25 protein-coding genes and 1 pseudogene are annotated in these 22,005 nt (G+C 66.0%); 7 read left to right on the top strand and 19 right to left on the bottom strand.

Going from position 1 to position 22,005, the window contains the following annotated elements:
• Positions 1–9: 9 nt before the first annotated feature.
• Positions 10–702, top strand: coding sequence for a TetR family transcriptional regulator (locus tag SBI80_RS26245; protein WP_318977884.1), 693 nt, complete (start codon positions 10–12; stop codon positions 700–702).
• A 382-nt stretch (positions 703–1,084) separates the two neighbouring features.
• On the opposite strand, the gene SBI80_RS26240 is transcribed toward SBI80_RS26245, so the two are convergent.
• The 4 genes from SBI80_RS26240 to SBI80_RS26225 are packed head-to-tail and all read right to left on the bottom strand — an operon-like array spanning position 1,085 to position 4,186.
• Positions 1,085–2,122 carry an LLM class F420-dependent oxidoreductase gene (locus tag SBI80_RS26240; RefSeq protein ID WP_318977883.1) on the bottom strand — a complete coding sequence of 346 codons (1,038 nt, stop codon included), beginning with the start codon at positions 2,120–2,122 and terminating at the stop codon, positions 1,085–1,087.
• The gene (locus SBI80_RS26235; RefSeq protein ID WP_318977956.1) at positions 2,122–2,538 is read right to left on the bottom strand and encodes a nuclear transport factor 2 family protein; all 417 of its coding nucleotides are present in this window, start codon (positions 2,536–2,538) and stop codon (positions 2,122–2,124) included. Before SBI80_RS26235 ends, SBI80_RS26240 begins: the two co-directional genes overlap by 1 nt.
• A 13-nt stretch (positions 2,539–2,551) precedes the next feature.
• Positions 2,552–3,763 (bottom strand): acyl-CoA dehydrogenase family protein, encoded by a 1,212-nt coding sequence (locus SBI80_RS26230; RefSeq protein WP_318977881.1) that lies wholly within the window; start codon positions 3,761–3,763, stop codon positions 2,552–2,554.
• A gap of 9 nt (positions 3,764–3,772) precedes the next feature.
• On the bottom strand, positions 3,773–4,186 hold the full coding sequence (locus tag SBI80_RS26225; RefSeq protein WP_318977954.1) for a nuclear transport factor 2 family protein: 414 nt from the start codon (positions 4,184–4,186) through the stop codon (positions 3,773–3,775).
• A gap of 114 nt (positions 4,187–4,300) precedes the next feature.
• Between SBI80_RS26225 and SBI80_RS26220 the strand changes: the two genes are divergently transcribed.
• Complete coding sequence (locus tag SBI80_RS26220; protein ID WP_318977879.1) at positions 4,301–4,873, top strand: PadR family transcriptional regulator; 573 nt, start codon at positions 4,301–4,303, stop codon at positions 4,871–4,873.
• A gap of 245 nt (positions 4,874–5,118) precedes the next feature.
• Here SBI80_RS26220 and SBI80_RS26215 read toward each other — a convergent pair whose 3' ends face one another.
• Positions 5,119–6,405 carry a spinster family MFS transporter gene (locus SBI80_RS26215; protein ID WP_318977877.1) on the bottom strand — a complete coding sequence of 429 codons (1,287 nt, stop codon included), beginning with the start codon at positions 6,403–6,405 and terminating at the stop codon, positions 5,119–5,121.
• A gap of 146 nt (positions 6,406–6,551) precedes the next feature.
• Here SBI80_RS26215 and SBI80_RS26210 point away from each other — a divergent pair, with 146 nt between their 5' ends.
• Positions 6,552–7,103 carry a YaeQ family protein gene (locus SBI80_RS26210; RefSeq protein WP_318977876.1) on the top strand — a complete coding sequence of 184 codons (552 nt, stop codon included), beginning with the start codon at positions 6,552–6,554 and terminating at the stop codon, positions 7,101–7,103.
• Between the two features lie 441 nt (positions 7,104–7,544).
• Here SBI80_RS26210 and SBI80_RS26205 read toward each other — a convergent pair whose 3' ends face one another.
• The 4 genes from SBI80_RS26205 to SBI80_RS26190 form a co-directional block, all read right to left on the bottom strand.
• Positions 7,545–7,691, bottom strand: coding sequence for a hypothetical protein (locus SBI80_RS26205; RefSeq protein WP_318977874.1), 147 nt, complete (start codon positions 7,689–7,691; stop codon positions 7,545–7,547).
• Positions 7,692–7,803: 112 nt separating this feature from the next.
• Positions 7,804–9,339, bottom strand: coding sequence for a sensor histidine kinase (locus SBI80_RS26200; RefSeq protein ID WP_318977872.1), 1,536 nt, complete (start codon positions 9,337–9,339; stop codon positions 7,804–7,806).
• Complete coding sequence (locus SBI80_RS26195) at positions 9,320–10,021, bottom strand: response regulator transcription factor (RefSeq protein WP_318977953.1); 702 nt, start codon at positions 10,019–10,021, stop codon at positions 9,320–9,322. Before SBI80_RS26195 ends, SBI80_RS26200 begins: the two co-directional genes overlap by 20 nt.
• Before the next feature lie 666 nt (positions 10,022–10,687).
• Entirely contained in the window at positions 10,688–11,290 is a 603-nt protein-coding gene (locus SBI80_RS26190; protein ID WP_318977871.1) for a TetR/AcrR family transcriptional regulator, read from the bottom strand.
• 103 nt (positions 11,291–11,393) lie between these two features.
• Between SBI80_RS26190 and SBI80_RS26185 the strand changes: the two genes are divergently transcribed.
• Genes SBI80_RS26185 through SBI80_RS26175 form a run of 3 tightly spaced genes read left to right on the top strand, consistent with a single transcriptional unit; the run spans position 11,394 to position 12,648 of the window.
• Positions 11,394–11,870, top strand: coding sequence for a DUF1772 domain-containing protein (locus tag SBI80_RS26185; protein ID WP_318977869.1), 477 nt, complete (start codon positions 11,394–11,396; stop codon positions 11,868–11,870).
• Positions 11,871–11,918: 48 nt separating this feature from the next.
• Positions 11,919–12,236 (top strand): NIPSNAP family protein, encoded by a 318-nt coding sequence (locus SBI80_RS26180; RefSeq protein ID WP_318977867.1) that lies wholly within the window; start codon positions 11,919–11,921, stop codon positions 12,234–12,236.
• A gap of 28 nt (positions 12,237–12,264) precedes the next feature.
• Positions 12,265–12,648 carry a DUF4267 domain-containing protein gene (locus SBI80_RS26175; RefSeq protein ID WP_318977866.1) on the top strand — a complete coding sequence of 128 codons (384 nt, stop codon included), beginning with the start codon at positions 12,265–12,267 and terminating at the stop codon, positions 12,646–12,648.
• A 348-nt stretch (positions 12,649–12,996) separates the two neighbouring features.
• Here the strand turns inward: SBI80_RS26175 and SBI80_RS26170 are convergent, their stop codons facing one another.
• Positions 12,997–13,734: an SDR family oxidoreductase gene (locus SBI80_RS26170; protein ID WP_318977865.1), complete on the bottom strand. Its 738-nt coding sequence runs from the start codon at positions 13,732–13,734 to the stop codon at positions 12,997–12,999.
• A gap of 14 nt (positions 13,735–13,748) precedes the next feature.
• On the bottom strand, positions 13,749–14,465 hold the full coding sequence (locus SBI80_RS26165; protein ID WP_318977863.1) for an SDR family oxidoreductase: 717 nt from the start codon (positions 14,463–14,465) through the stop codon (positions 13,749–13,751).
• Between the two features lie 126 nt (positions 14,466–14,591).
• Between SBI80_RS26165 and SBI80_RS26160 the strand changes: the two genes are divergently transcribed.
• Positions 14,592–15,482: a LysR family transcriptional regulator gene (locus tag SBI80_RS26160; RefSeq protein WP_318977861.1), complete on the top strand. Its 891-nt coding sequence runs from the start codon at positions 14,592–14,594 to the stop codon at positions 15,480–15,482.
• Between the two features lie 486 nt (positions 15,483–15,968).
• On the opposite strand, the gene SBI80_RS26155 is transcribed toward SBI80_RS26160, so the two are convergent.
• The 8 genes and pseudogenes from SBI80_RS26155 to SBI80_RS26120 form a co-directional block, all read right to left on the bottom strand.
• Positions 15,969–16,370, bottom strand: coding sequence for a VOC family protein (locus tag SBI80_RS26155; protein WP_318977860.1), 402 nt, complete (start codon positions 16,368–16,370; stop codon positions 15,969–15,971).
• Entirely contained in the window at positions 16,324–17,169 is an 846-nt protein-coding gene (locus SBI80_RS26150) for a helix-turn-helix domain-containing protein (protein ID WP_318977952.1), read from the bottom strand. The genes SBI80_RS26155 and SBI80_RS26150 overlap by 47 nt, the downstream gene beginning before the upstream one ends.
• A gap of 92 nt (positions 17,170–17,261) precedes the next feature.
• Positions 17,262–17,525: pseudogene (locus SBI80_RS26145) on the bottom strand (IS3 family transposase); the annotation flags it as partial.
• 11 nt (positions 17,526–17,536) lie between these two features.
• Positions 17,537–17,719, bottom strand: a complete 183-nt coding sequence (locus SBI80_RS26140) for a hypothetical protein (protein WP_318977859.1) — start codon at positions 17,717–17,719, stop codon at positions 17,537–17,539.
• Positions 17,720–18,155: 436 nt separating this feature from the next.
• Positions 18,156–18,578, bottom strand: a complete 423-nt coding sequence (locus tag SBI80_RS26135) for a pyridoxamine 5'-phosphate oxidase family protein (RefSeq protein ID WP_318977857.1) — start codon at positions 18,576–18,578, stop codon at positions 18,156–18,158.
• 19 nt (positions 18,579–18,597) lie between these two features.
• A complete protein-coding gene (locus SBI80_RS26130; protein ID WP_318977951.1) occupies positions 18,598–20,211 on the bottom strand; it encodes an arylsulfatase in 1,614 nt (537 codons plus the stop codon).
• A gap of 62 nt (positions 20,212–20,273) precedes the next feature.
• Positions 20,274–20,789, bottom strand: coding sequence for a DUF4262 domain-containing protein (locus SBI80_RS26125; RefSeq protein ID WP_318977856.1), 516 nt, complete (start codon positions 20,787–20,789; stop codon positions 20,274–20,276).
• A gap of 41 nt (positions 20,790–20,830) precedes the next feature.
• Positions 20,831–21,943 carry a VldE C-terminal domain-containing protein gene (locus SBI80_RS26120; protein WP_318977949.1) on the bottom strand — a complete coding sequence of 371 codons (1,113 nt, stop codon included), beginning with the start codon at positions 21,941–21,943 and terminating at the stop codon, positions 20,831–20,833.
• Positions 21,944–22,005 lie beyond the last annotated feature (62 nt).

Genomic DNA, 22,005 nt, shown 5'->3' with positions numbered 1-22,005 from the left:
GCCTCACACGTGCCGCCACGACTCACCGAATCCAACATCGCGATAGAACTCGCACCGAGGGCTCGCCGAACCGAACGTCGTCAGCGCGTCGTCGCCGCGGCCTTCGAATTGGCCACGCAAGGCTATGCGCACTGCCAGATGCGCGCGGTCGCCGCAGCTTCCGGTGTCGCCGCAAGCACTGTGTACCTGTACTTTCCGTCCAAGGACGATCTACTGTTGGCCTGCCTGCAGCAATGGCTCGCCGAGTTCGACCTTGCGGCAACACCGCCCAGGTCCGACCTCTCCCCCCATGAACGGCTGCTCGCCGTCGCATCCGAACTCCTAGGCGAACTCGCCCACGTGCCTCAGCTTGCCGAGGCCATGGTTCGGCCGTACCTGTACTCACGCGGCGCGTCAGTCGGAGCTGCGGACGCGGTGCGCCAGCAGATGACCCGCATCTTCCTGTCCGCAATGGATGGGAGCCCTTCGGGCGTGCACCAGCCGATGGCGGAGTTGTTCACCGACGTCTGCATGACCAACATTCCCGCGATCGCGCAACGACGGACATCGGTCGACCAACTCGTGCAGCACCTCGCCCGCGCGGCAGCCCTTCCAATGTTCGTCGACGGCGGTGGGCCCGCGCGAAGCGTTCCACACGCGAAGCGTGTGGCTCGGCAGGGGTCCTTGACGGTGCTCTCCTCGACCATCGCGTCGGGCGGATAGCCGCTGCGGACTGCATGCAAGCCATGCGAATCCACCAACCGGAATCATCGCGCCATCGGTGATTCCCGCGACGGCTTCCGCAGCATCGCAGTGGGTGGTCGTGCGGGGCGAGGCGTGGGTCAGCTTTCCACACTTTCCACGGAGATCGCACCGCCATCTCGTGGAACAGCTCGGCATCTACATCGGCGCTGTAGTCGGCACTCTCACTCTCAGCTCACGTCGCCGGGCTCCGCAGCCTTCATGGCGGTCGGCGATCGAACATCGTGACCACGCGCGGGCAGTTCGCCGACCCGCGTGCTCACAGGAAGGTTCGAACATGCCCTTGATCGAAGTCGCCCTCGTCGACGAGCGTTCACCGGAGCAGACACCCCGACGCACGGATTCAGCAGAGTGAGCGCAGCTTCTCGACCAGCTTCACGCGTTCCTCGGCCGTGCCTGCCAGTGGTACGACGTTCAAGACGGTGACACCGGCCTCGCGGAAGGCCGCGACACGATCCTTCACGAAGTCCGCCGAACCGATCAATGACACGTCGCGCACCAGCGCATCCGGTACGGCCTTGGCGGCCAAGTCCTTCTCACCGGCCAGGTACAGCTCCTGGATGCGGTCGGCCTCGGCGCCGTAGCCGTACTTGACGGCCAGCGTGTGATAGAAGTTCTTCCCCTTGGCGCCCATCCCGCCGATGTAGAGCGCGAGATGGGGCTTTACCCACTCGCGCAGGCCGTCGACGTCATCTCCGATGGCCAGCGGCGGCCCGGCGAACACCTCCAGGTCGCCTAGCGCGGGATCGCGCTTGGCCTTACCTGCGGCCAACGGCTGACCCCACACCTGCTCCGCCTTCTCCGGCAGGAAGAAGATGGGCTGCCACCCTTCGGCGATCTCGGCGGCCAGTTCGACGTTCTTGGGTCCCAGCGCCGCGAGAAGCACCGGAATGCGTTCGCGGACGGGGTGATTGATCAGCTTGAGCGACTTGCCCAGCCCGGTGCCCCGCTCGGCGGGCAACGGAATCTGATAGTGCTTGCCGTCGTACTGCAGCCGCTCGCGGCGCCACACCGCCCGGCAGATCTCGACGACCTCCCTGGTGCGTCCGATCGGGGCGTCGTAGGGGACCCCGTGAAAACCCTCGATCACCTGCGGTCCCGACGCACCGAGTCCGAGGATGTAGCGGCCGTCGGAGACGTAGTCCAGCCCGGCGGCGGTCATCGCCGTCAAGGTCGGAGTGCGGGTGTAGAGCTGCAGGATCCCCGACGCCAGCTGGATGCGATCGGTCTTGGCCGCGAGATAGCCCAGCGCGCTGACCGCATCGAAGGAATAGGCCTCCGGAACGAACACGATGTCCAGGCCGGCGCGTTCGAGGTCCGCGACTTCCGCGGCGACTTCCTTGAATCCGCCGGCGTAGTTGATCCCCAGGCCTATGCGCATCACGCATCCTTCCGATCGGACCCCGCGGTCATCGTAGCTTCGTGCTGGATCCGCTCCATTTCGGCGCCCATCGCCACCTGCAGGGCGTTGGCTGCCGAGAGCGGTCTGACCATGACGACGAGGTCGTCGATCTTGCCGTCGCCGTCGACGTGCACCAGGTCGCACCCGGACACGGCGACGTCGCCGATTCTGGCCTCGAAGACGAATGCGTGGTCATGACCCTCGCCGTCGGTGATCTGCCGGACGTAGCGGAAGTCGTCGAGGACACGCAGCACTGCTCGCAGAAACGCTGCGGTGATGGACTTTCCGCGATATGGCCGGAAGGTGTTGGGGCTGGTGAACACGACGTCGTCGGCGAGCGAATCCTCGATCGCCGCGATGTCCCGGACTTCGACGGCGCGCTGGAACGGGTGCATGGCGTCGCCCATTTCAGCGGATCTTCGTCCCGGAGATTGCCCGGGAGATGACGAGGCGCTGAATCTCGGACGTCCCTTCGAAGATGGTGTAGATCTTGGCGTCTCGGTACCACCGTTCGACGGGGTGTTCGCGGCTGTATCCGGCGCCGCCGAGGATTTGCACGGCCCGTTCGGTGGCCCAGACGGCGACCTCGCTGGCCTTGAGTTTCGACATCGACCCCTCCCCGGCCTCGAACGTCTTGCCGCTGGCAGCCATCCAGGCCGCGCGCCACACCAGCAGACGTGCTGCGTCGATCTCGGTGCGCATGTCGGCCAAGGCGAATGCGATGGCCTGATTGTCGATGATCGGCCGCCCGAACGCATGGCGGCCCTTCGCGTAGTCCAGCGCGTACTCGTAGGCGGCGCGGGCGATGCCCAACGCCTGGGCCCCCACGATGGGCCGGGTGAGTTCGAAGGTGGCCATCGCGTTTTGGGTCCCGGTACGGGTGCCCTCCCGCGCGCGTGCGAGTCGCTCGTCGAGCCAATCCTTGCCGCCCAGCAGGCACCGACCAGGCACCCGCACGTCGTCGAGGAAGACGTCGGCGGTGTGCGAGGAGCGCAGCCCCAGTTTGAGGATCTTGCGGTTGGCGACCAGACCGGGGGTGCCCTCGGGAATCACGAAGGTGGCCTGGCCGCGGGACTTCAGTTCGGGGTCGACCGAGGCGACCACGACGTGCACCGCGGCCACTCCCCCGTTGGTGATCCACGCCTTCTGCCCGTTGAGCACCCACTCGTCGGTGGCCTCGTCGTAGCGGGCTCGCGTACGCAGGTTGGACACGTCGGATCCGGCGTCGGGCTCGGACACGCAGAACGCCCCCGGTCTCGGGTTGGCAGCGTCACCGATGCACTGCGGACCCCATTCGGCGAACTGCTCGGGGGTCGCGGCCGACAGCAGGCCGCCGAGTGCGAGGTTGGTCCCGAAGATCACCATCGCCGCCCCGGCATCACCCCAGAACAGCTCCTCGGCGACCAGACACATCAGCAGCCCGGTGGGATCGGCGAAGAATTGGTTGAGCGCCTCCCAGCTGTACAGGCCTATCCGGGCGGCTTCCTCGAGGACCGGCCAGGGCAGCTCTTCGCGTTCGTCCCATTCGGCCGCGGCCGGACGCAGTACATCGGTGGCGAAGCCGTGCACCCACTTCTGCAGGTCGAGTTGCTCCTCGGTGAGATCCAAGCTGAATGCCATTGTGATTCCTCATTTCTCAGGGAGGTGGGTGGGCGCCGCCGCGGCTTCGCGCTGGATGCGGTCGAATTGGGCGCCCATGGCCTCCGACACGGCGACCGCAGCCGACAGGGGACGGACCATAACGGTGAAGTCGTCGATCAGGCCCTCCTCGTTGACATGGAGGAAGTCGCAGCCGTTGACCTGCTTGCCGGACACGACGGCATGAAAGATCAACGCCGAATCCCGGCCGTCGACGTCGGTGATCTCACGGACGTAGTGAAAGTCCTCGAACACCCGCAGCACCGCACGCAGAATCGCCGCGGTGGTCGCCTTGCCCGGATACGGCGTGAAGGCGACCGGGCTGGTGAACACCACGTCGTCGGCCAGAAGCGCGGCGATCGCGTCGTCGTCACGCGCCTCGACAGCCCGGCGAAACTGCTGCATGCCACTACCCCTAGTCATCGAATTGAATAGTCGTCACGAACACTAAACTCGGCGCCGCAGATTGTCCATACGCGACTAATCACTTCGTTGACTACCTGGAGGTAGTGTCAAGGCATGGCCCTTCGCGAGGCGGTGTTGGCAGCCCTTCTCGAGGGGGAGGCGTCCGGCTACGACTTGGCCAAGCGCTTCGACCGCTCAGTCGCCAATTTCTGGACCGCCACTCCCCAGCAGCTCTACCGTGAGCTCGACCGTCTGGCCGCAGACGGCCTCATCGAAGCCCGCGTCGTCCCGCAGGAACGTCGCCCCACCAAGCGGCTCTACACCTTGACCACCGCCGGGTACGACGCGATCCGCGACTTCACTTGCCAGCCGGCAAAGCCCACTGCCATCCGCGACGACCTGCTCGTCATGGTGCAAGCCCTCGACGCGGGTGATGCAACGGCGGTTCGCAACGCCGTGGCCAACCAAGTCCAGCGGGCCACCGACAAATTGGCGCTTCTCGAACGGATCAGGACCCGGATGCTCGGCAGCGAGTCCGAAGATCACCACCTGGCGACGACCAACGCCGTGGGCCCCTACCTCACCCTGCTTCGGGGAATTGCCTTCGAGCAGGACAACATCCGCTGGGCCGAGCACGCCCTGTCGATCATCGACCGTCGGTTCCCCGGGTCCGGCGTCGACTCGTAGCACGCGGCGGAGCCGCCATCCGGCCGTCGGCGTTGTTCGATTCACGAACATGTCGTGCGGTTACCGAGGGACACCGTGGCGGCTGAGCTCGCCCGCGACCACCGGGTGCTGGGCCCCCGGACTTCCGCGGCCGTGGCGAGAGTGAGTGGGATCCGCAGCGCGACTACTTCACCAATGCCTAGGTCTCCGACGTCGAGACGCTGGTCGAGCACCTCGGGCTGCAGCACTGCTTCGCAGGCAGCCGATCAACACTCCTCGACGATGTCGCGGCGGAAGCGTTGCGCGGCAGTCGCGTAGCAGCCGATCGCCACCAGTTGCGTGGTCGGCACCAGGATCAGTAGTGCACGGCCCAGTGCCTGCGCGCCGAGCTCTCCGGTCAGTGAATCGCTGATCACACCGGTCAGGAACGGCCCGACGGCACCCAGAGTCGCGTTGAAGAACAAGAAGATCGCCGACGCCGTCGCACGCTGTTCGGGTAGCACCAGTCGCTGAATGGCCGCGATGGACGGCGCCAGATACGCGGTGCCGATGACGTATGCCAGTGCCAGCAGCCACACGCACCACGTGCGGCTGTCGACGACGAACGCCAGCGCGGACGCCGGCAACAGGGCCGCGATCAGGATGACCACGATCCACAGCAGCCACCGTGGGTCACGGGTAGCAAGCCGGTCGGCAATCCGACCGACGATGAGCAGCCCGAGAACACCGAGCGCACCGGCGGCCACGCCGTACTCGACGCCGACCTCGCCAAGCGACATCCCCCGGGCGCGCATCAAGTACGCGGGTGCGAAGGTGGTCAGCGAGTAGCCCGCCGCCGACACCAGTGCGGTGCCGGCCACCATGGCCAGGAAACTGGGTTTGCGCAGCAGATCCCACCAGTTCAGCGCGGCGGTGCGATCCCGCGGCGGCCGGGTGGGCAGGCTTTGCCCGCTACCAACCACCCACAGCACCAGGGGCGCCAGCAGCACACTGATCCCGCCCATCACCACGAACGCCATTCGCCAGCCCATGCTCTCGGCCAGTAGGCCGCCGCCGAGCAGGCTGGCGGCACTGGCCAACGGGATGGACATGGTGATGACGGCCAGCGGTGCCGACCGCTTGTCCGGAACGAAATTGCGCGCCACATAGGCATGCGCTGCCGGTGTGCTGCCCGCCTCGCCGACAGCCACGCCGACGCGGGTCAGCGCGAGCTGCACGCCAGACTGAACCGCACCGCCCAGCATGGTCATCGAACCCCACAACGTCAGGCAGCCGGCGATGACTGCGCCGAACAGACCGCGGTCGGCTAGACGCCCGATCACGATGCCGAGCACGGCATACACGATGAGGAACCCAAACCCGTTGATCACGCCTATTGCCGTGTCGGACAACGCCAAGTCATGCTTGATGGGCTCCGCCAGCACTCCCGGCAGGAAGCGGTCGACGTAGTTGAGGGTGCCGGCGAGCGCGAGCACCCCGACGGCGGCCCACGCGCGAGTCGGCCCGTGCGTGGCCACGGGTTCAAACGCAGCGGTGTCCCGCGGTGTCGACATGGTTCTCCTCGGTGGTTCGCTGCCAAGCAGCTTTGCAGAACGGCCATGAGCTTGGGCGGCGCCCCCTTCCGCGGCCATCACGTGGTTGGCCCTCGCGCTGACGTACCTGACTACCTGGGGGAGACCACCAGGGTGGACACTATGACGTGGCCCTTTCTGCAACAGTGTTCAAGGTCGAACTCGGCGTCTCCGATGTCGATCACGGTTACTATGCCGATCACTCGCTGACCGTGGCCCGCCATCCCAGTGAGACCGATGAGCGGATGGTGTTGCGGTTGTTGGCGTTTGGGCTGCGCGCACACCGGCTCGACGACATCGACGGAGAGTTGGCGTTCGGGCCGGGCCTGTCCACCCCCGGCGTGCCGGACTTGCGGCTCGCGGACTACACCGGCCGGGTGCTGGAATTGATCAACGTTGGCCAGCCCGATGAACGCGCCCTGGGCAAGGCGGCCAGCAAGGCCGACCGGGTGCTGCTGTTCCCGTTCGCCGCCGGCGTGACCACCTGGTGGCGCACCGTGGGCCCCAAAGTGGCGGGGCTGCCGAACCTGTCAGTAATGCAGATACCGCACGCACCGGTGCAGCAACTGGCCCAGACGGTCGATCGGCGGGTTTCGGCGCAGGTGATGATGATCGAAGGTCAGGTGACGATGACCGTGGGCGGCGTCGACGCCACCTTCACGCCGGAGCCATTGGCGTGAACGCCTGAGCCGCGGCACTAGTCGATCCGGCAAGGACGAGTCCACCGAAGACAACCCCGCTGACGGCTGTTGAATCGCTGCCCCGACGGCAGTGCGCCAGCGAGACCCGAGAGCGGACCAGAAGTGCAACAGGAAACCGAAATTGGACCCTCGCCAGCTTGCGGTCGGTCTGGCCAAGTTACTCCGAATCCAGGATCAGTCGCTCCGCTTCGTACCGGTGTCGCCAGGTGATCGGCGGCACGCGGTGAAAGCGTCGAATGGCAGCCGGTGAAGCGGCGCGACCCAGCCGACCTAAGCACGCGCGGCCGCGTCGTGCCGATGTTTGGACCCAGGACCCGTCGACGGTGAGTGTGACCCTGCCACTGAGAAAGCCCTCCTTCGACAGAAGAGCGTTGGCCATGTTTGGCACCGCGTCGTATCGCGCATTCGCCAAGGACAGCGTCACCGCCAGCCGTCGATCGTCGTCACCTGACGAACGACGTCCGGAACGTCCACGGACTCGGCATGCCCCGCGGCGGTCGAACTACCGAGCAAGGCAACGACGGCCGCTCCGACGCCAGATCCCTTGCGAAGAAACAACGTGCTCAACACTCCATGCTCGACGAGATCACGCATTGGCTGTCGTCGCCAATACGATCGGTCCCACGTAGCATGCCGCGTCAGCATGTGCCGTTGCTGTGCAAATAGTATCGACGGGCTATCACCCGTCGGCCGACACGGGCAGGGTGACCGTGAAGCAGGTGCCATTGCCACTGCTCTCGACCTCGATGACGCCGTGATGTGCGATCACCACGGCACGAGTGATCGCCAATCCGAGTCCCGTGCTGCCCGCGGCGCGAGACCTGGACCCGTCACCCCGGGCAAAGCGCTCGAAGACATTGGGCAACAAACCACTTGGAATTCCCGGCCCGTCGTCGAGGATGGTTAGTGTCACTGAGCGGTCGACATTCGACACCACGGAGGTGACGATCTTCGTGCCCGCCGGGGTGTGCACACGGGCATTGGACAGGAGGTTCGCCATTGCCTGAAAGAGACGTGAACGATCCCCGATCACACTGACCGTGTCGGGCGGGATGTCGAGGACCCATCGGTGGTCGGGTCCCGCGATGTGTGCGTCGTGGACGGCGTTGATGAGCAGATCCGATACGTCGACCGGTTCGCGCTCGACGGGCCTGCCGGTGTCCAGTCGTGCCAGCAACAACATGTCCTCGACGAGTTCGTTCATGCGACGGGACTCGTCGCGAACCCTACCGAGCGCATGGGCCAGGTCGGATCGGTTGCGAAGGTGGCCTTGCTCGTCGAGGTCGCCGACGAGATGCGCGGCGAACTCGGTGTAGCCCTGAATGGAGGCGAGCGGTGTCCTCAGTTCATGACTTGCGTCCGCCACGAACTGGCGCACCCTTGTCTCACTGGTGTGCCGCGCGGTCAGCCCCTCGGCCACCCGGTCCACCATCGTGTTGAAGGCGGTGCCGAGCCTTCCGATCTCGGTGTGTGCCGTGGCGGGATCCACGGGCTCCAAGGGTGTCGGCAGACGTACCTCCCCTCGATCCAGCTGAAGGCGGGCGACGCGCTGCGCCGCCAAGGACATGCGGGACAGGGGATCCAGCTGGCGGCGAATGATCACCATCACCGCGGAAATGGTGGCGAGGAGCGCCACCGTCGACGAGACGGCGATGATCCACGCCGCCGACGCGAGTGTCGCTTCCACGTCAGCCATGGGGAGCCCGGAGACCACCACCGCGTTGGTCTCGCCGATCGGCACCGCGGTCAACCGGTACTCGCCCACGCCGTCGAGCGCGAGGCTGACCATTCCCGTGGTCGGCACCCGCGCGAGTTCGGCGACTGCCGCCGGGCTAAGCCCGACCCGGTTGCCGGTGGGGGTGATGACCGCCGCCTCGATCACGGAGTCGTCAGACCGCGTGGCCCCGACCGTGCCCGCCGACTGACCGGGCCCGTCGAGGAACATCGGGCCAGGCCCGGAGAAGCGTTCTGCCGGCGGCCTGCCCATCTCGTAGAACGTCGTGGACCGTGACTGCGCCTCGAGGACCTGATCGTCGAGTTGACCCATGAGGTATCGCCGCATCGCCAGCAGGGTCCCCGCGCCCACTGCGAAGCACAGACAGATTCCGAGACCCGTCACGACTGCGACCAGGCGGATGCGGAGCGGCCAGGTGCGGGGTGTGAACAGGCGGACCACCCGCGCGCGGTCGGCGGCGCTAATGAGGTTTGATGACATACCCGACGCCGCGGACGGTGTGGATCATCGGGGACCGATCCGCGTCCACCTTCTTGCGCAGATACGAGATGTACAACTCGACGACGTTCGATCGACCGTCGAAGTCGTATTCCCAGACGTGGTGCAAGATTTGGGCCTTGGTGAGCACGCGTCGCGGGTTGCGCATGAGTACCCGCAACACCGAGAACTCGGTGGCGGTGAGGTACAGCTGTTCCCCCGCGCGGGTCACCTCGTGACTGTCCTCGTCCAAGACCAAGTCACCGACGACTAGTTGACTGCACCCGTCGACCACACCGCGTCCGGACCGCTTCACCAAGGCTCGGAGTCGAAGGATCATCTCTTCTACGCTGAAGGGCTTGGTGACGTAGTCGTCTCCTCCAGCGGCCAACCCGGCAATGCGATCCTCCATCGAATCCTTGGCCGTGAGGAGCAGTACGGGTAATTCCGGTCTGATGCGGTGCAATTCGTGCAGCACGTCCAGCCCACTCATATCAGGCAGCATGAGGTCCAAGACCACCACGTCTGGGCTCGAGGCGGCGGCTTGGCGGATGCCCGCAGCACCGTCGGCAGCCGTGGCCACGTCCCAACCCTCATAGCGCAGCACCATCGACACCAGTTCGCTGAGCGCCGGTTCGTCGTCGACGACGAGCACTCTGATCGGGGAACCGTCGGGTTGGGTGATGCGGTCGGCGCCCGCCAGCGCAGGCGATCGACGGGCTAGGTCACCGGTGTTGTGCACCTGGCAAGTTTGTAGCAGCTCTGTAGCGATGCACTGTGCGGAGTCTATGCAGCAGCTGTGCTTGTCCGTGACTGGCCAGACTCGACGGTGGCGCCCTCGGCGCGCCATTTACCCGGTTGGACGGCACATCTCGATGCCGTTCCAGTGCTCGAGCGCGACTCATCAGCGTCCACCTGGTGCCGCCATCCCACCGCCATCGAATCCATGGCACTGTCGAAAGCGTCGGCGGACCATTCCGTTGACATCGACTACGAGAGAGGGGAATTCGTTACCTTGCCACTGCACGTCCACGTCCCGTCGGATCGCCGCTGCAGCGCTGTGCGCCGGATCGGTCACTCTGGGATCACTCTTCACCGCGGGGGTGGCCAGCGCGGACCCGCCGCGGTAGCCGACGACCGAGAGGATGTTCTCCGAATGACGACGACCATCAAACGCTCCTACCGAGCCGCCCTCGGCTCGGCGGGGATCGCGCTTGCTCTCATGGGTGCGTCTGGGGCGGGTCGCCACGCCCCAGGTGACGGCATGCGGGAGACATCGTGACCTGTTGGTGCCGAACCACTATGACGGCGCGGATGGCGCCAGCCAAACCTCGGACGGCGAAACGGTCGGTCATCTGTGGTCCTGTTGAGCCAGGGGTTGCAAACCCGTGAACTGCGCAACCAACAGGCCTACCCGCTCGCCCATCCGCTCGCCGGGGAGCCGGCCGGTGCCACCGAGGGTGACCAAGCCGTGCAACGCGGCCCAAAACACCTCGGTGAGCGCATCCACGTTTCGCCCGCCGGCGACGCGACCAACCGCGTCGCGCAGCGCCGCGAATGCCGCCGTCAACGGCGCCGGTGTGTCCTGCTCCGCGAAGCGCAGGGCGCTCACCCGGGTGAACATCGCGTCGTATACCGCCGGGTTGTCACGCGCGAAACCCAAGTACGCCCAGGCGATCCGGGTCAGGACTGCCTCGGCTGTCCCGCCGGCGGCAACGGCAGCAGCAATGCCCTCGGCGATCTCGCTGTAGCCGTCGAGGGCGACCGCGTCCGCGATCTGCTGCAAGCCGGCGAAGTGCTTGTAGAGCACCGGCTGGCTGTACTCGATCTCGGCCGACAGTCGACGGGTGGTCACGGCATCCCAGCCTTCGGCTTCGGCCAGCGCGCGGGCGGTCGCGACGATCAGTTGCCGGCGGGCCGTGCGCTCCCGCTCGCGGCGCTCCTCGATGCTCACCACCTGATGGTAGCACCGCTATATGGAATAGCAGTGCTATTGACACGGTTGGAGATGGGGGTTAGCGTCGCTAGCACTTAAGTCCCACCGAAGGAGTCTGACCATGCACATCGATCTACTCATCCGGGCTGCGGCCCTACTCACGGTGTTGGGTACCGGCGTGGTGTACGGCACCGACGTGTTCTGCGCGATGGTGTTGCGCCCGGCCCTGGCCCGTGTCGACGACCAAACGCTGGTCACGACGATCGGGTACGTGCATCGCTACGCCGATCGGCGCATGCCGGTACCCGGCGTGCTCGGCATCCTCGCCGCCGCCGCCAGCGTGGTCACCGCCACCGTCGCCGGCCACACCATGCAGGCCCTTGCCGCCGGCACCGCCCTGGCGGCCCTGCTGATCTGGCTACTGATCTACACCCGACTCAGCGCCCCCATCAATCGACGACTCACCGCAGCCGCCGAGACGGGTCGTTTGTTGCCGAACGGCCGTGCACTGCAAGCCACCTGGGATTCGGTGATCAATGCCCGCGCCGCCCTGCAAGGACTCGCGGTAGCCACGGCCTGTGCGGTCCTGCTGACCTAACGGCCACGCGAACACCGTCCACCGCCCATTCGACTGAAAGGAGCAGCGATGTTTCAGCTGCGGATCTACACCCTGGCCTCCCCCGAGGTGCTGCGCCGCTACGCCGACGTGCACTGGGCACGCCACCTGCCGACCTTCGCCGCGTTCGGCGTCACCACCCACGGAGTGTGGACCGAACACGGCGACGACGCCCACCGGCTGATCGCCGTGATCGAGTACCCGACCGGCACCGACCCCGACGACGTCACCCAACGCGTCATGGCCAGCCCCGAATTCGCCGCCGACATGGCCGGCTTCGACGTCGCCGACATCGTCGACGTGCACACCACCCTGCTCGACCCGACCGCGTTCTCCCCCACCCGATAAGCCCCACCAATCCCCAGGAGCACTCGACATGACCGTCACCACGACCATCGGCTACATCCTCGCCGGCATCCTCGCCGCGGCCATCATCTTCATCGGCGCCCGCTTCCTGATCGCCCCACGCACCGCCGCCGCCGGCTACGGCGTACTGCCTGATCTCGATCAACCCGGAGTGCGGGCCTACCTGAGCGTCAAGGGCATCCGGGACATCACGACCGGACTGTTCGTGATCATCCTGGTGCTGGCCCACGCCACCCATCTGCTGGGCTGGGTGATGCTAGCGGCGACCCTCATCCCGATCGTCGACGCCACCATCGTCCTACGCAGCAGCGGCGCCAAGTCCGTCGCCTACGGCGTGCACGGCGGCACGGCCGCCGTCATGCTCATCACCACCGCACTGCTGCTCGCCTCCTGACCCCGCCGCCGTAGATCACCCCAACCGCAATTCAAGGGAGGGAAATGACCCACGCCAGAGGCGATCCGAACTCCGTACCACGCATCGACACCTACCGGGCCGCGACCACCCCGCACATTGCCGCGGTCATCCAGCAGGCCGCAGTGGCCCATCCTTACACCTCCGATGAGGTCGCCGAGGCAGCGCGGTGGGCCGGCCAACACGGTGGGCGGATCGCCCTGCAGGCCAGTGGACACGGCGCCGGAACACCGGTCGGCGCCGGCCCGAATGGCGCAACCGTGTGCGCGTACGCCCTGGCCGACTCGGCAGCAGCCGAGCAATCGACCATGCCCCGATCACACAGCGTGATCAGAGGTCTGACGCGCCGCCGTCGACCAGGAGTTCGGTGCCGGTCGTGTAGGTGGCGTCGAATCCCAGGAAGAGGATCGCCTTCGCCACCTCCTCGGGTTCGCCGAATCTGCCCATCGGGTTGTCGGCCTTGATTTGGTCGAGGAATTCGCGGGCGGCCTCTGCCGACATGGTGCGTTCTAGGATGCCGGTGTCGATCGGTCCGGGGGAAACGGCGTTCACCCGGATGCCCTGGTCGAGAAGTTCACGAGCAAAGGTCCGCGTCATGGATCGCAGTGCCGCTTTGGTGGCCGAATAGACGCTGGTCGTCGCAATCCCCTTCGTGTTGCTGACCGACGTCGTGAGCACTACGGCGCTGCCTACCGGCAGCAGCGGAAGGAACTTCTGCAGGGTGAAGAACGGTGCCTTGGTGTTGATTTCGAATAGTCTGTCGTACATCGACTCCTCGGTGTCCGCGATCGTCGCGGTGTCCGTTGCGCCGGCATTGAGCACCAGCAGGTCGACGCCACCGAGTTCGGCCGCCACCCGGCCGACGAGTGAGTCGATGCCCGAGACGGCATCGCTTTCGACGACCATGCCACCGGCACCCAATGTCGTTCGTGCCGAATCCAGCGAGGACGGCGTGCGGCCAGTCACCAGTACGCGCGCGCCGCCATCCACCAGAAGTTTGGCGGTGGCCAGTCCGATTCCGCTCGTTCCTCCGGTGATGACGACCCTCTTCCCCTCGTAAACGGTCACTTTCAGATCTCCTCTCACAATTGCGATTCGCCGCCGTCGACCACGAGTTCAATTCCTGCGACGTACGTCGCGTCGAAGGCCAGAAATGCCACGGCAGGTGCGAACTCATCGGGGTGACCCCACCGCCGCATTGGGCTGCTGGCCTCGAATTCAGCCTTGAGTTGCGCAGCCCTTTCGGGCACTTCCTTCTCCAACTTCCCGGTGTCGATCGAGCCGGGGCTGATCGCGTTGACGCGGATCCCCTTCGGCAGCAGCTCCCTGCTGAGCGTGCGGGCCATCGACCGCAGCGCCGCCTTGCTCGCCGAGTACACACTGAGTGCATCCCAGCCCGTCTGGTTCGCGATCGAGGTCGTCAGCACCACGCCGCTGCCCTCGGTCAGCAGGGGCGCCAACTTCTGCACCGTGAAGAACGGGCCCTTGGTGTTGATCGCGAACACATCGTCGAAAGTCTGCTCGGTGACGGCGAAGAATGGATCGAAGCTGCCGATGCCCGCGTTGACGATCAACGCATCGATGGTGCCCAAGTCGCTACGGACGCGGTCGGCGAGCGCGTCGATAGCCGTGAGTGAACGCGCGTCACTCTGAACAGTGATGTCGCGACCACCTAGTTGCCGGGCGGCATCGTCGAGGGTGTCCTGATGCCGTCCGGTGACCATGACCCGTGCACCATGCCGGATCAGATATCGGGCGGCCGCAAGGCCCAGGCCGCTGCTTCCGCCGGTGATCACCACGCGCTTGCCGTCGTATCTGCTCATGCTGCCGAGTCTTCGACCGTCGGCAGCACCTGTCCAAGACTTGATCGGTACCCCGCCATGCCGAAATGGAATAGCCCCGAATGCATCCAGGTTGGACGTCGGGTGAACGATCTCGGAGTCGATCTAGAGCTGCGGCTGGTGCGGTATTTCACCGTGGTCGCCGAACATCTGAACTTCACCCGGGCCGCCGCCGAACTTCATGTGGCGCAACCATCCCTGAGCAGGCAGATCCAGCGGTTGGAGCACCGCCTCGGTGTCCGTCTGCTCGAACGCACTCCGCAGGGGGCTCTGCTGACCGAAGCCGGCAAGGCCTTTCTTCCCGAGGCGCAGACGATGCTGCGCGCGGCCCGCCAAGCGGCGGTCACTGCCCGAGCCCATGCACCCGCGGGCAAGATCGTCATCGGCTACGTAGAAGACCTCGTGGTCACGCCGGCTGTTCGGGAAGTACGTCGCCAGCACCCACACGCCGATGTCACGACCCGCCACCTGGAATGTCACGAAGAAGGGGTCTTCATCGACGGACAGGTTGACGTGTTGGTCGCCAGGGCGCCGCTGTTCATCCCGACCGACGACGTCCGCGTCACCACGCTCTACGACGAGCCACGAATGCTCGTCATACCCGCCGATCACCCTCTCGCCGAACGGGTGTCAGTCTCGTTGGACGATTTCGCCAATGGCGAGTCGATCATCTGCTCACACGGCGGAACGCGAGCGATCTTCCCCGCGGACACCCATCGGTCGAGCGCCCCAGGCCCGATGTCGGCCCGACCCGTCATCGAGAGCTTCGAGGACAGGCTCGAACTCGTCGCGAGTGGTCAGGCCGTCGCGGTCCTACCCGTTGGCGACCGCCGCAGCTCGGTGCGCCCGGATCTAACGTCGATACCACTGAATGGCTTTCCGCCCAGCCGCGTCGTCGTCGCCACCCGTGTGGGCGAGGTGAACCCGTTGGTCGCTGAATTCGTTTCAGCGGCAAGGGCGTTGCTCGTCGGCTAGCTACCCGCAGCACCGTGGCGAGGTTGGCTACGTCGTCCGGCGGGCCCGGGCCGAACCTGTGTCCCGCCTGATCCGAGGATGAGTCGTCATCATCGTTGACAAGGCGACTGATCGTTGACCCCTCCTGTGACTTCGGTCGGCGATTGCTGCCGTTGGATGAGGCGGTTCCCGGCGGCTCATTTCTCCCGAGACGTGCCGGGATGGACATCGGCCAGCTTGCACCGAAGCCTAAACGGCACGTTCGGCGTCAACTACGCCCAGAGCGGCAGCCTGGAATCGGCACGTTCGGTCATCGACCGGTTGCGCGCCGCCGGCTACCTCGAGCGAAACGCCGCCCTTGCAACTGCTCATCCCGGGCAGTACGCAGTCGCATTCACCCTTGCGCGCTATGGAGTATTGACCGGTGGCTCTGTCTCGCGGCAAGGCATTCGAGGCAGGGGTTGGTGGTGTCGGGCCGACCATCGCCAAACCACCTGTGCGTCGACGTCAGCTTCGCGGGAGCTCACCGGTGTAGCTGCCGAAGCTCCACAGGTTGCCCTCGGGGTCACGAACGGCGAACTCCCGCGAACCGTAATCGGTGGTGTACACCGACCGCACGATGTCGGCGTTCTTTGCCGTCACCCGCGCGTGCAGTTCGTCGGCGTCGGCGGTGACGATGTAGGCGCCAGCGCTGCCGGGTTCACGGCACCAATCCGTGCCCGGCTTGTGGCTGCCCATCATGAGTCCGCCGGTGCCCTCCGGCCAATTCAACTGCGCGTGGTCGACTCGGTCGCCGTCGCCGTAGCGGGCGGTGACGACGAAGCCAAGGGTCTCGACGAGATAGTCGATCAGCGCGGGTGCGTCATGGGCTTGCAGGGTTGGCCAGACGGCCGGATTCGACGGGGTCATGGTCACCAGGATCTGCCATCTGGTGGCCGCCGTCTTGGATGTTTCGGAACTCCTCGGCAATCCACTTCCGAGGCGGGCGGCCGGTGAATGCGACGAACTCAGTGCTCAGATGGGCCTGGTCGAAGAAGCCCGTCGAAGCCGCGACGGCGGCGAGATCGACCCGGCCGTCCCGCACGATCGACCGCGCGATCCGTGCCGTTGCGGTCTCGAAGCGCATCAGCCGAGCAACGGCTTTGGGCGCAAGCCCTACCTCGCGGTGAAACAGGGTCGACAGGTGACGTTGCGTGAGTCCCACCTGAGCGGCCACCGACGCCACCGACACACGTCCGCCATGGCGCTGCAGTACCGCCCAGGCGTAGCGCACCTCGGGCCGCACCGCATCCTGACCAGCTGTCGCGGCGCTGCGCCGCAGGTGGTCGGCTACCGCCGCGAAACCTTGTTGCCATGACGTCGCCTCGGCTACCCGATCGCTGAGCTCCGCCGCTAGGCCTGTACCCAAGACGGCCGATCCGTCGAAGTCACTGACGCTCAGACCGGCGGCGGGTACGCCGAACAGCGCGCGCGAGGCCAACGGGTGCACGGCCAACTGCACTCCCGTCTGACCGCGGTGCTGGCGCACATGACTGGCGCGGACGTGCAGTCCGCCGAGGATCACGCGTTGCGGGCGGGCAAGCGGTAGCTGGGCGGCATCTGGGGCGGCCTCGACGCCGTCGTCCCCGCTGACGATGAAGGTCAAATGCGACGACGGCATCCCGAGGTGAGAGCCCTCAGGGACGTCGAGGGCGCGATAACCGATCATCGAGCTCACACCCGGTAGACCGTCACAGGCCGCTGAGACCATCTCCCAGCACGGTGTCCGACCCTCGCCCACAGTTGATTTTAACGTTGACTCGCGAGCGCTTCGCGGGTGAACTCGTCGATCACGTTGAGCATCTTCAGCGTGCGGTCATCGGCGGTGGTGTCGAACTGAAAGTCCATCGCCCAGATCACGTTCGGCCGGATCGGCGACATCGCTCCGACGGCGACACCGATGCCGGTCAGCCGCTTCTTGCGGCGGCGCTGCGGGACCCGCAGTCCTTCCTCGCGCCACAGCCGGCGGATGCGCTTGTTGTTGACCTGCCAGCCGGCGCGGCGGGCCATCGTGGCTGCCATACGACGGGCTCACCTCAGCCCAGCGTGCCGCTCGACCGGACGCCGTGCTGCCGGCCAGCCAGGCGCACTTCGTCACCTGGATCGCGGGTCGCACGCCGAGCGAGCTCGCTCGACAACGCATTGCGCGGGTGCAGGCCAATCGCGATCTCACCCGTCGCCCCGGCTGGACACTCGGCTACCGACTCGTAGACCGTCATCACGTCACCGAAAACGGCTCCCGATACGCCGAAGGCGTCTACCAATTGGACCGAGACGCCCGGTTGGAGTCGCCGGTACGCTGGCGCTACCGCCCCACAATTACCGGTGTCGAGGGCCTGGCCCATCTATTAGAAGGCTGACCGTCACCCCGATTCGTGGGTGGCTGGTGCCATGAAAGAACGGGCCCTCATCCAGCACTTCATCCATGTTCGCCCCCTGATCCATCTGATTACCCTCAGCCAGAACGGCTTTCGCCACGACATCTCGTCGGAGAATCATGCACCGCCGGACGATTGTGCAGCGCGACAGGGGCCTTGCGGCAAGGCCCCCTCCCCGCCCTATAGTGAGACTGGGAGGCAATACCGTTGCCGTTCGGCGTATGGATTCGAGCGGATGTTTCAGGGCAGCGGCGCCCCATAGGAGACCTGGACGGGTTTAATCTGCGTAATTCCAAGACACTGTGCGCACAGGTGTCATTCGGATGTAGGCCGCACCGGGCCTTGGTGCGGTCGGCCACTCCGGCTCGGGCACGCCCCGCAACCGAGCACCGTCCCTCGCGAGCTGAAGCGCTTGGCTCGGTTCTCGAACGACGTGGGCTTGGCCTTGAAACAGCACTCCCCGGATATCCGCCATGGTGGAGCCCTCCTCCAGCAAGACGCTCACGTTGGGGTTGTTTTCGACGTTGGCAACTTTGTGCGTCCCGTCTCGCACACCCATGATGATGTCGCGACCCAGCCGGAAGTATCCCAGCGGTACTGAATGTGGGAATCCATCCTTGTCGATGGTGCTCAGTATCGCCCAACCCGGGCGGCTGTCGACAAAGGCCTCAACTTGTTCATCACTGAGTTTCCTTGGCATGAGCCGAGTTTAGGCCCGATCAAAAGGCCTCGACGTCGATCTCGAACAGCGACACGGGCCCGATGATCACACCGTTGTCCTCAACGTAGCGGTCCCACAACTCGAGCAACTCCGCCAGTTTGTCGGGCCGAACGGCGGCCTGGTCGTGAACCTCGCCGGGATCGCGTGAGAGGTCATAAAGCTGCCAGGTGCCCGGGCCGTAGGGCGCGGGCAGGTGAAGCGCCTTCCAATCGCCCTGACGAATAGCGCGGCGCCCGAACAACTCCCAACCGGTGCCGGTGTCCGAATCATGCACGTCGTCCGCCTGTCCGGACAGGTAGGGCACCATCGACCGGCCGCGCATCCGCTCCACCTCCCTGCCCCTGTACTCGGTACCGGGATGCGCGGCGCCGGCGAGCTCCAGCACGGTCGGGGCGATGTCCATGACGGTGGTGAAGGCCGTGCCGATCTCCCCCTGACGAGCAAAACCCGGCCAGGTGACGAAGCCCACCACGCGGATTCCGCCCTCGGTGGTGAAGGCCTTGTGCAGCCGCGACGGCGCGGTCGCGGCCTGCGCCCAGCGTGGGCCATACCAGGTATAGGAGCTGGGGGCGCCGAGGTTGTCCAGGCTGTTGTCACAATGCTGCGCGACGAAAGCCTCGATTTCGGGGCCGCGCAGCGGCATGGCCTCGACGATCGTCCCCTCCGCGCCGTTGTCCGACAGAAAGATCACGACCGTGTTGTCGAGCTCGCCGGTGCGGTCGAGGTAGTCGATCACCCGGCCGATGTTCCAGTCCATCCTGTCCACCATCGCGGCGTAGACCTCCATCTTGCGGGCGGAAACGGCGCGCTCCTCGTCGGTCATGTCGGCCCATTCGGGGGTGCCGTCTGCGACCACCGGGTGCGGCTCGACGTCGGGTGGGTAGAGGCCCAATCGTGTGAGCGCCGCCAGCCGCTCCTCACGCAGTGCGTCCGGTCCGGCGTCGTAGCGGCCGTGGTAGGCGGCGATGGTTTCCTGCGGCGCCTGTAGCGGCCAGTGTGGCGCCTGGAAGGGCAGATAGGCGAAAAAAGGCTGGTCTCCAGGGCTCTCGGGACGTTCGCTTAGATACCGCAGCAGCGTGTCGGTGTAGGTATCCGAGGAGTAGAAGTCCTCCCCTACCGTCACGAACTGGTCGTCTTCGGTGAACATCGTCGGCGCGGCCGACAACCCGCCACCCCCGCGGGTGCCGTAATGGCTGGCACCAGCCGGCAACAGGGCGAAGGATCGGTCGAATCCCCGCGCCCACGGAGACCTGTCGATCGTGCTGCCCAGATGCCACTTGCCCGACATGAGCGTCTGGTAGCCGGCGTCGCGCAGCAGTTCCGGCAGCGCCACGACCCGGTCGTTCAGATACCCCTCATAGCCGGGGGCACCCTGGAATCCAGGGGCGGCCATCTCGAGCATGGTGCCGATGCCGGCGACGTGGTGATCGGTTCCGGTCAGCAGCATCGCCCGCGTCGGCGAACAGGCCGGAGCGGAATGGAAATCGGTGAGCCTGATGCCGGCGTGGGCCAGCCGGTCCAGGTTGGGAGTGTTGATTTCGCCGCCGAAGGCGCCGATGTCGGAGAACCCGAGGTCGTCGGCGACGATGACCAGGAAGTTGGGACGTGTCACGCTGAAGGATCCTGTCACGCCCGCGCCGCGATCCGCCGTTATTGACTCACCAAGAATGTGGTTCAGGCGGCAGCGTTCGGCCACGGGGCGCGTCGCCCGAGGACGGGCTGGCGACGGCGGCCATGGCCCCACCCTGCGGCCCACGGCCAGCGCCCCTTGTCGTCGGCCCACACCAGTTGCAGCGCAAGGACTTCCGGGCCGAAGATCTCGACGGCGAATCTCATGTGGACATCGGGATGCTCCACCTCAACAACCTCGAGAAGAAACCGATCTGCGAAGTCGATGTGCATCGCCGGGGCGAGCACAACGCCGTCGTCGACGATCATGTGCGCAATCGAGTTGAGCACCCGGCAGGAGACGTTGGGTGACAGTCCCGTCATCAATAGTTCCGGAAGACCTCGGCTGTGTAGCCCGACCGTGTACGCCAACGGTCGCTTATCACTTTCGACATATTGAACAGCCCAGCCGTGGTCCTGGATCATCGCGCGCAACTGTTCCAGGTACTCCTCGGTCGTGTCGTCCGGGTTGTCGCATTTCCAGCACATCACGGACCCTTTCGTCGTGGATGCCGCAAGCATGCGCGCACCCTCCGACAGGTTCGGGGGCGATGGACGGTCTATCAGCCGCGCGGTGTCGTGGTGATGTGGACGTGGTCGAAGTGACCGTATCCCGTCGCTTGGGGTCCGGCCGGCGTTGTATAGACACCCCGCCAGATCACGTCCTGCAATCCGAACCGGCCCGCGTTGGCCAGCGCGAACGCGCGGATTTGATCGCCGAGGGCGATGCCTTCCGGGCTCTCCGGGTTGGGAATCATGATGTCGATCGCGAGACCGCGCGGATGCCACGGCTTCGGGTCCGGCCGTACCCCGTCGATAGTGGCGATCTGGGGGAACTGCGCGCTGATCATTCTGGCGGCGATGATGGTATTGGGTTGTAGGCCAACCTCATTGGCGACGCCCACGGGTAATGCTTCGGGTTCGTCTGGAATGACCGCCGCGGGCGGCGGAGCAAGGTCACCGGGAGGGACAGCGGGCATCGCGACGATCGCGGGGTCCTGCGCCGGTGGCGTTTCCGGCGGCAGTGGCGGTGGAACAGCGCTCTCGATCACCGCTTGCTGCTGCGGAGTCAACAGTGCGTACTGCGCCTCCGCGGCTGCGATGCGGCGCAGCAGGTCCTGCCATCTTGCCTGCAGGTCCGCGCGGACTGCGGCAGCTTGGTCGGCGGCGGCACGGGCATCTGCGGCCGAGCGCTCCGAGGCCTGGGCGGCGGCCGCGGCGCGCTCGCGCGTTTCGCGGTACGCCCTGAACTGGTTGGCGGTCGTGGCGTCCACGGCGTATTGCAACGACAGTCCGTCGATGAGACGTTGCGGCGATGAGGCGGTGAGCGCTGTGGTCATCTGACTGTCACCGCCGCTCATGTAGGTCATCGCCGCGAGGCGGTCGACGGCTGCCTGATAGGGCTTCAGCTGGGTGTCTGCGGCCTCCAATGCCGCAAGGTCGGCGCGCTGGCGATCCTCCGCTGCGGCCTGTTGAGCTTGGGCGGCGTCGGCATCGCGCTGGGCTGTGGTGACCGCCTCGCGGCTGCGCACCGCCTGCGCAGAGAGGTCGTTCAGCTTGGCCAACGCGTCGTCTGCGGGTTCGGCATGCACCCCACCCATCGCCGCGGCCATCACCAGGAACGCCGGTCCGGCGGCGCGCATCGTCCATTGAAGGGGGTGGCGAATCCCGATCATGCGGATTGTCACGATCCTTCGGTCATGAAGCGGCCCCGGCCCAGCTGTCGATACCCCCGGGT

Source organism: Mycolicibacterium sichuanense, assembly GCF_033741125.1.
Taxonomy (GTDB): Bacteria; Actinomycetota; Actinomycetes; order Mycobacteriales; family Mycobacteriaceae; genus Mycobacterium.
The sequence above is the reverse complement of the archived record's forward strand: the minus strand, read 5'-3'. Positions and strand labels throughout refer to the sequence as shown.

Coding starts and splice junctions, on each gene's coding strand:
- SBI80_RS26200 (WP_318977872.1), bottom strand. CDS start 9,339: ATGTCATCAAACCTCATTAGCGCCGCCGACCGCGCGCGGGTGGTCCGC.
- SBI80_RS26240 (WP_318977883.1), bottom strand. CDS start 2,122: ATGCGCATAGGCCTGGGGATCAACTACGCCGGCGGATTCAAGGAAGTC.
- SBI80_RS26120 (WP_318977949.1), bottom strand. CDS start 21,943: ATGATCGGGATTCGCCACCCCCTTCAATGGACGATGCGCGCCGCCGGA.
- SBI80_RS26230 (WP_318977881.1), bottom strand. CDS start 3,763: ATGGCATTCAGCTTGGATCTCACCGAGGAGCAACTCGACCTGCAGAAG.
- SBI80_RS26225 (WP_318977954.1), bottom strand. CDS start 4,186: ATGCAGCAGTTTCGCCGGGCTGTCGAGGCGCGTGACGACGACGCGATC.
- SBI80_RS26175 (WP_318977866.1), top strand. CDS start 12,265: ATGACCGTCACCACGACCATCGGCTACATCCTCGCCGGCATCCTCGCC.
- SBI80_RS26215 (WP_318977877.1), bottom strand. CDS start 6,405: ATGTCGACACCGCGGGACACCGCTGCGTTTGAACCCGTGGCCACGCAC.
- SBI80_RS26125 (WP_318977856.1), bottom strand. CDS start 20,789: ATGCTTGCGGCATCCACGACGAAAGGGTCCGTGATGTGCTGGAAATGC.
- SBI80_RS26140 (WP_318977859.1), bottom strand. CDS start 17,719: ATGACGGTCTACGAGTCGGTAGCCGAGTGTCCAGCCGGGGCGACGGGT.
- SBI80_RS26220 (WP_318977879.1), top strand. CDS start 4,301: ATGGCCCTTCGCGAGGCGGTGTTGGCAGCCCTTCTCGAGGGGGAGGCG.
- SBI80_RS26155 (WP_318977860.1), bottom strand. CDS start 16,370: ATGACCCCGTCGAATCCGGCCGTCTGGCCAACCCTGCAAGCCCATGAC.
- SBI80_RS26180 (WP_318977867.1), top strand. CDS start 11,919: ATGTTTCAGCTGCGGATCTACACCCTGGCCTCCCCCGAGGTGCTGCGC.
- SBI80_RS26185 (WP_318977869.1), top strand. CDS start 11,394: ATGCACATCGATCTACTCATCCGGGCTGCGGCCCTACTCACGGTGTTG.
- SBI80_RS26135 (WP_318977857.1), bottom strand. CDS start 18,578: ATGCCAAGGAAACTCAGTGATGAACAAGTTGAGGCCTTTGTCGACAGC.
- SBI80_RS26150 (WP_318977952.1), bottom strand. CDS start 17,169: ATGATCGGTTATCGCGCCCTCGACGTCCCTGAGGGCTCTCACCTCGGG.
- SBI80_RS26235 (WP_318977956.1), bottom strand. CDS start 2,538: ATGCACCCGTTCCAGCGCGCCGTCGAAGTCCGGGACATCGCGGCGATC.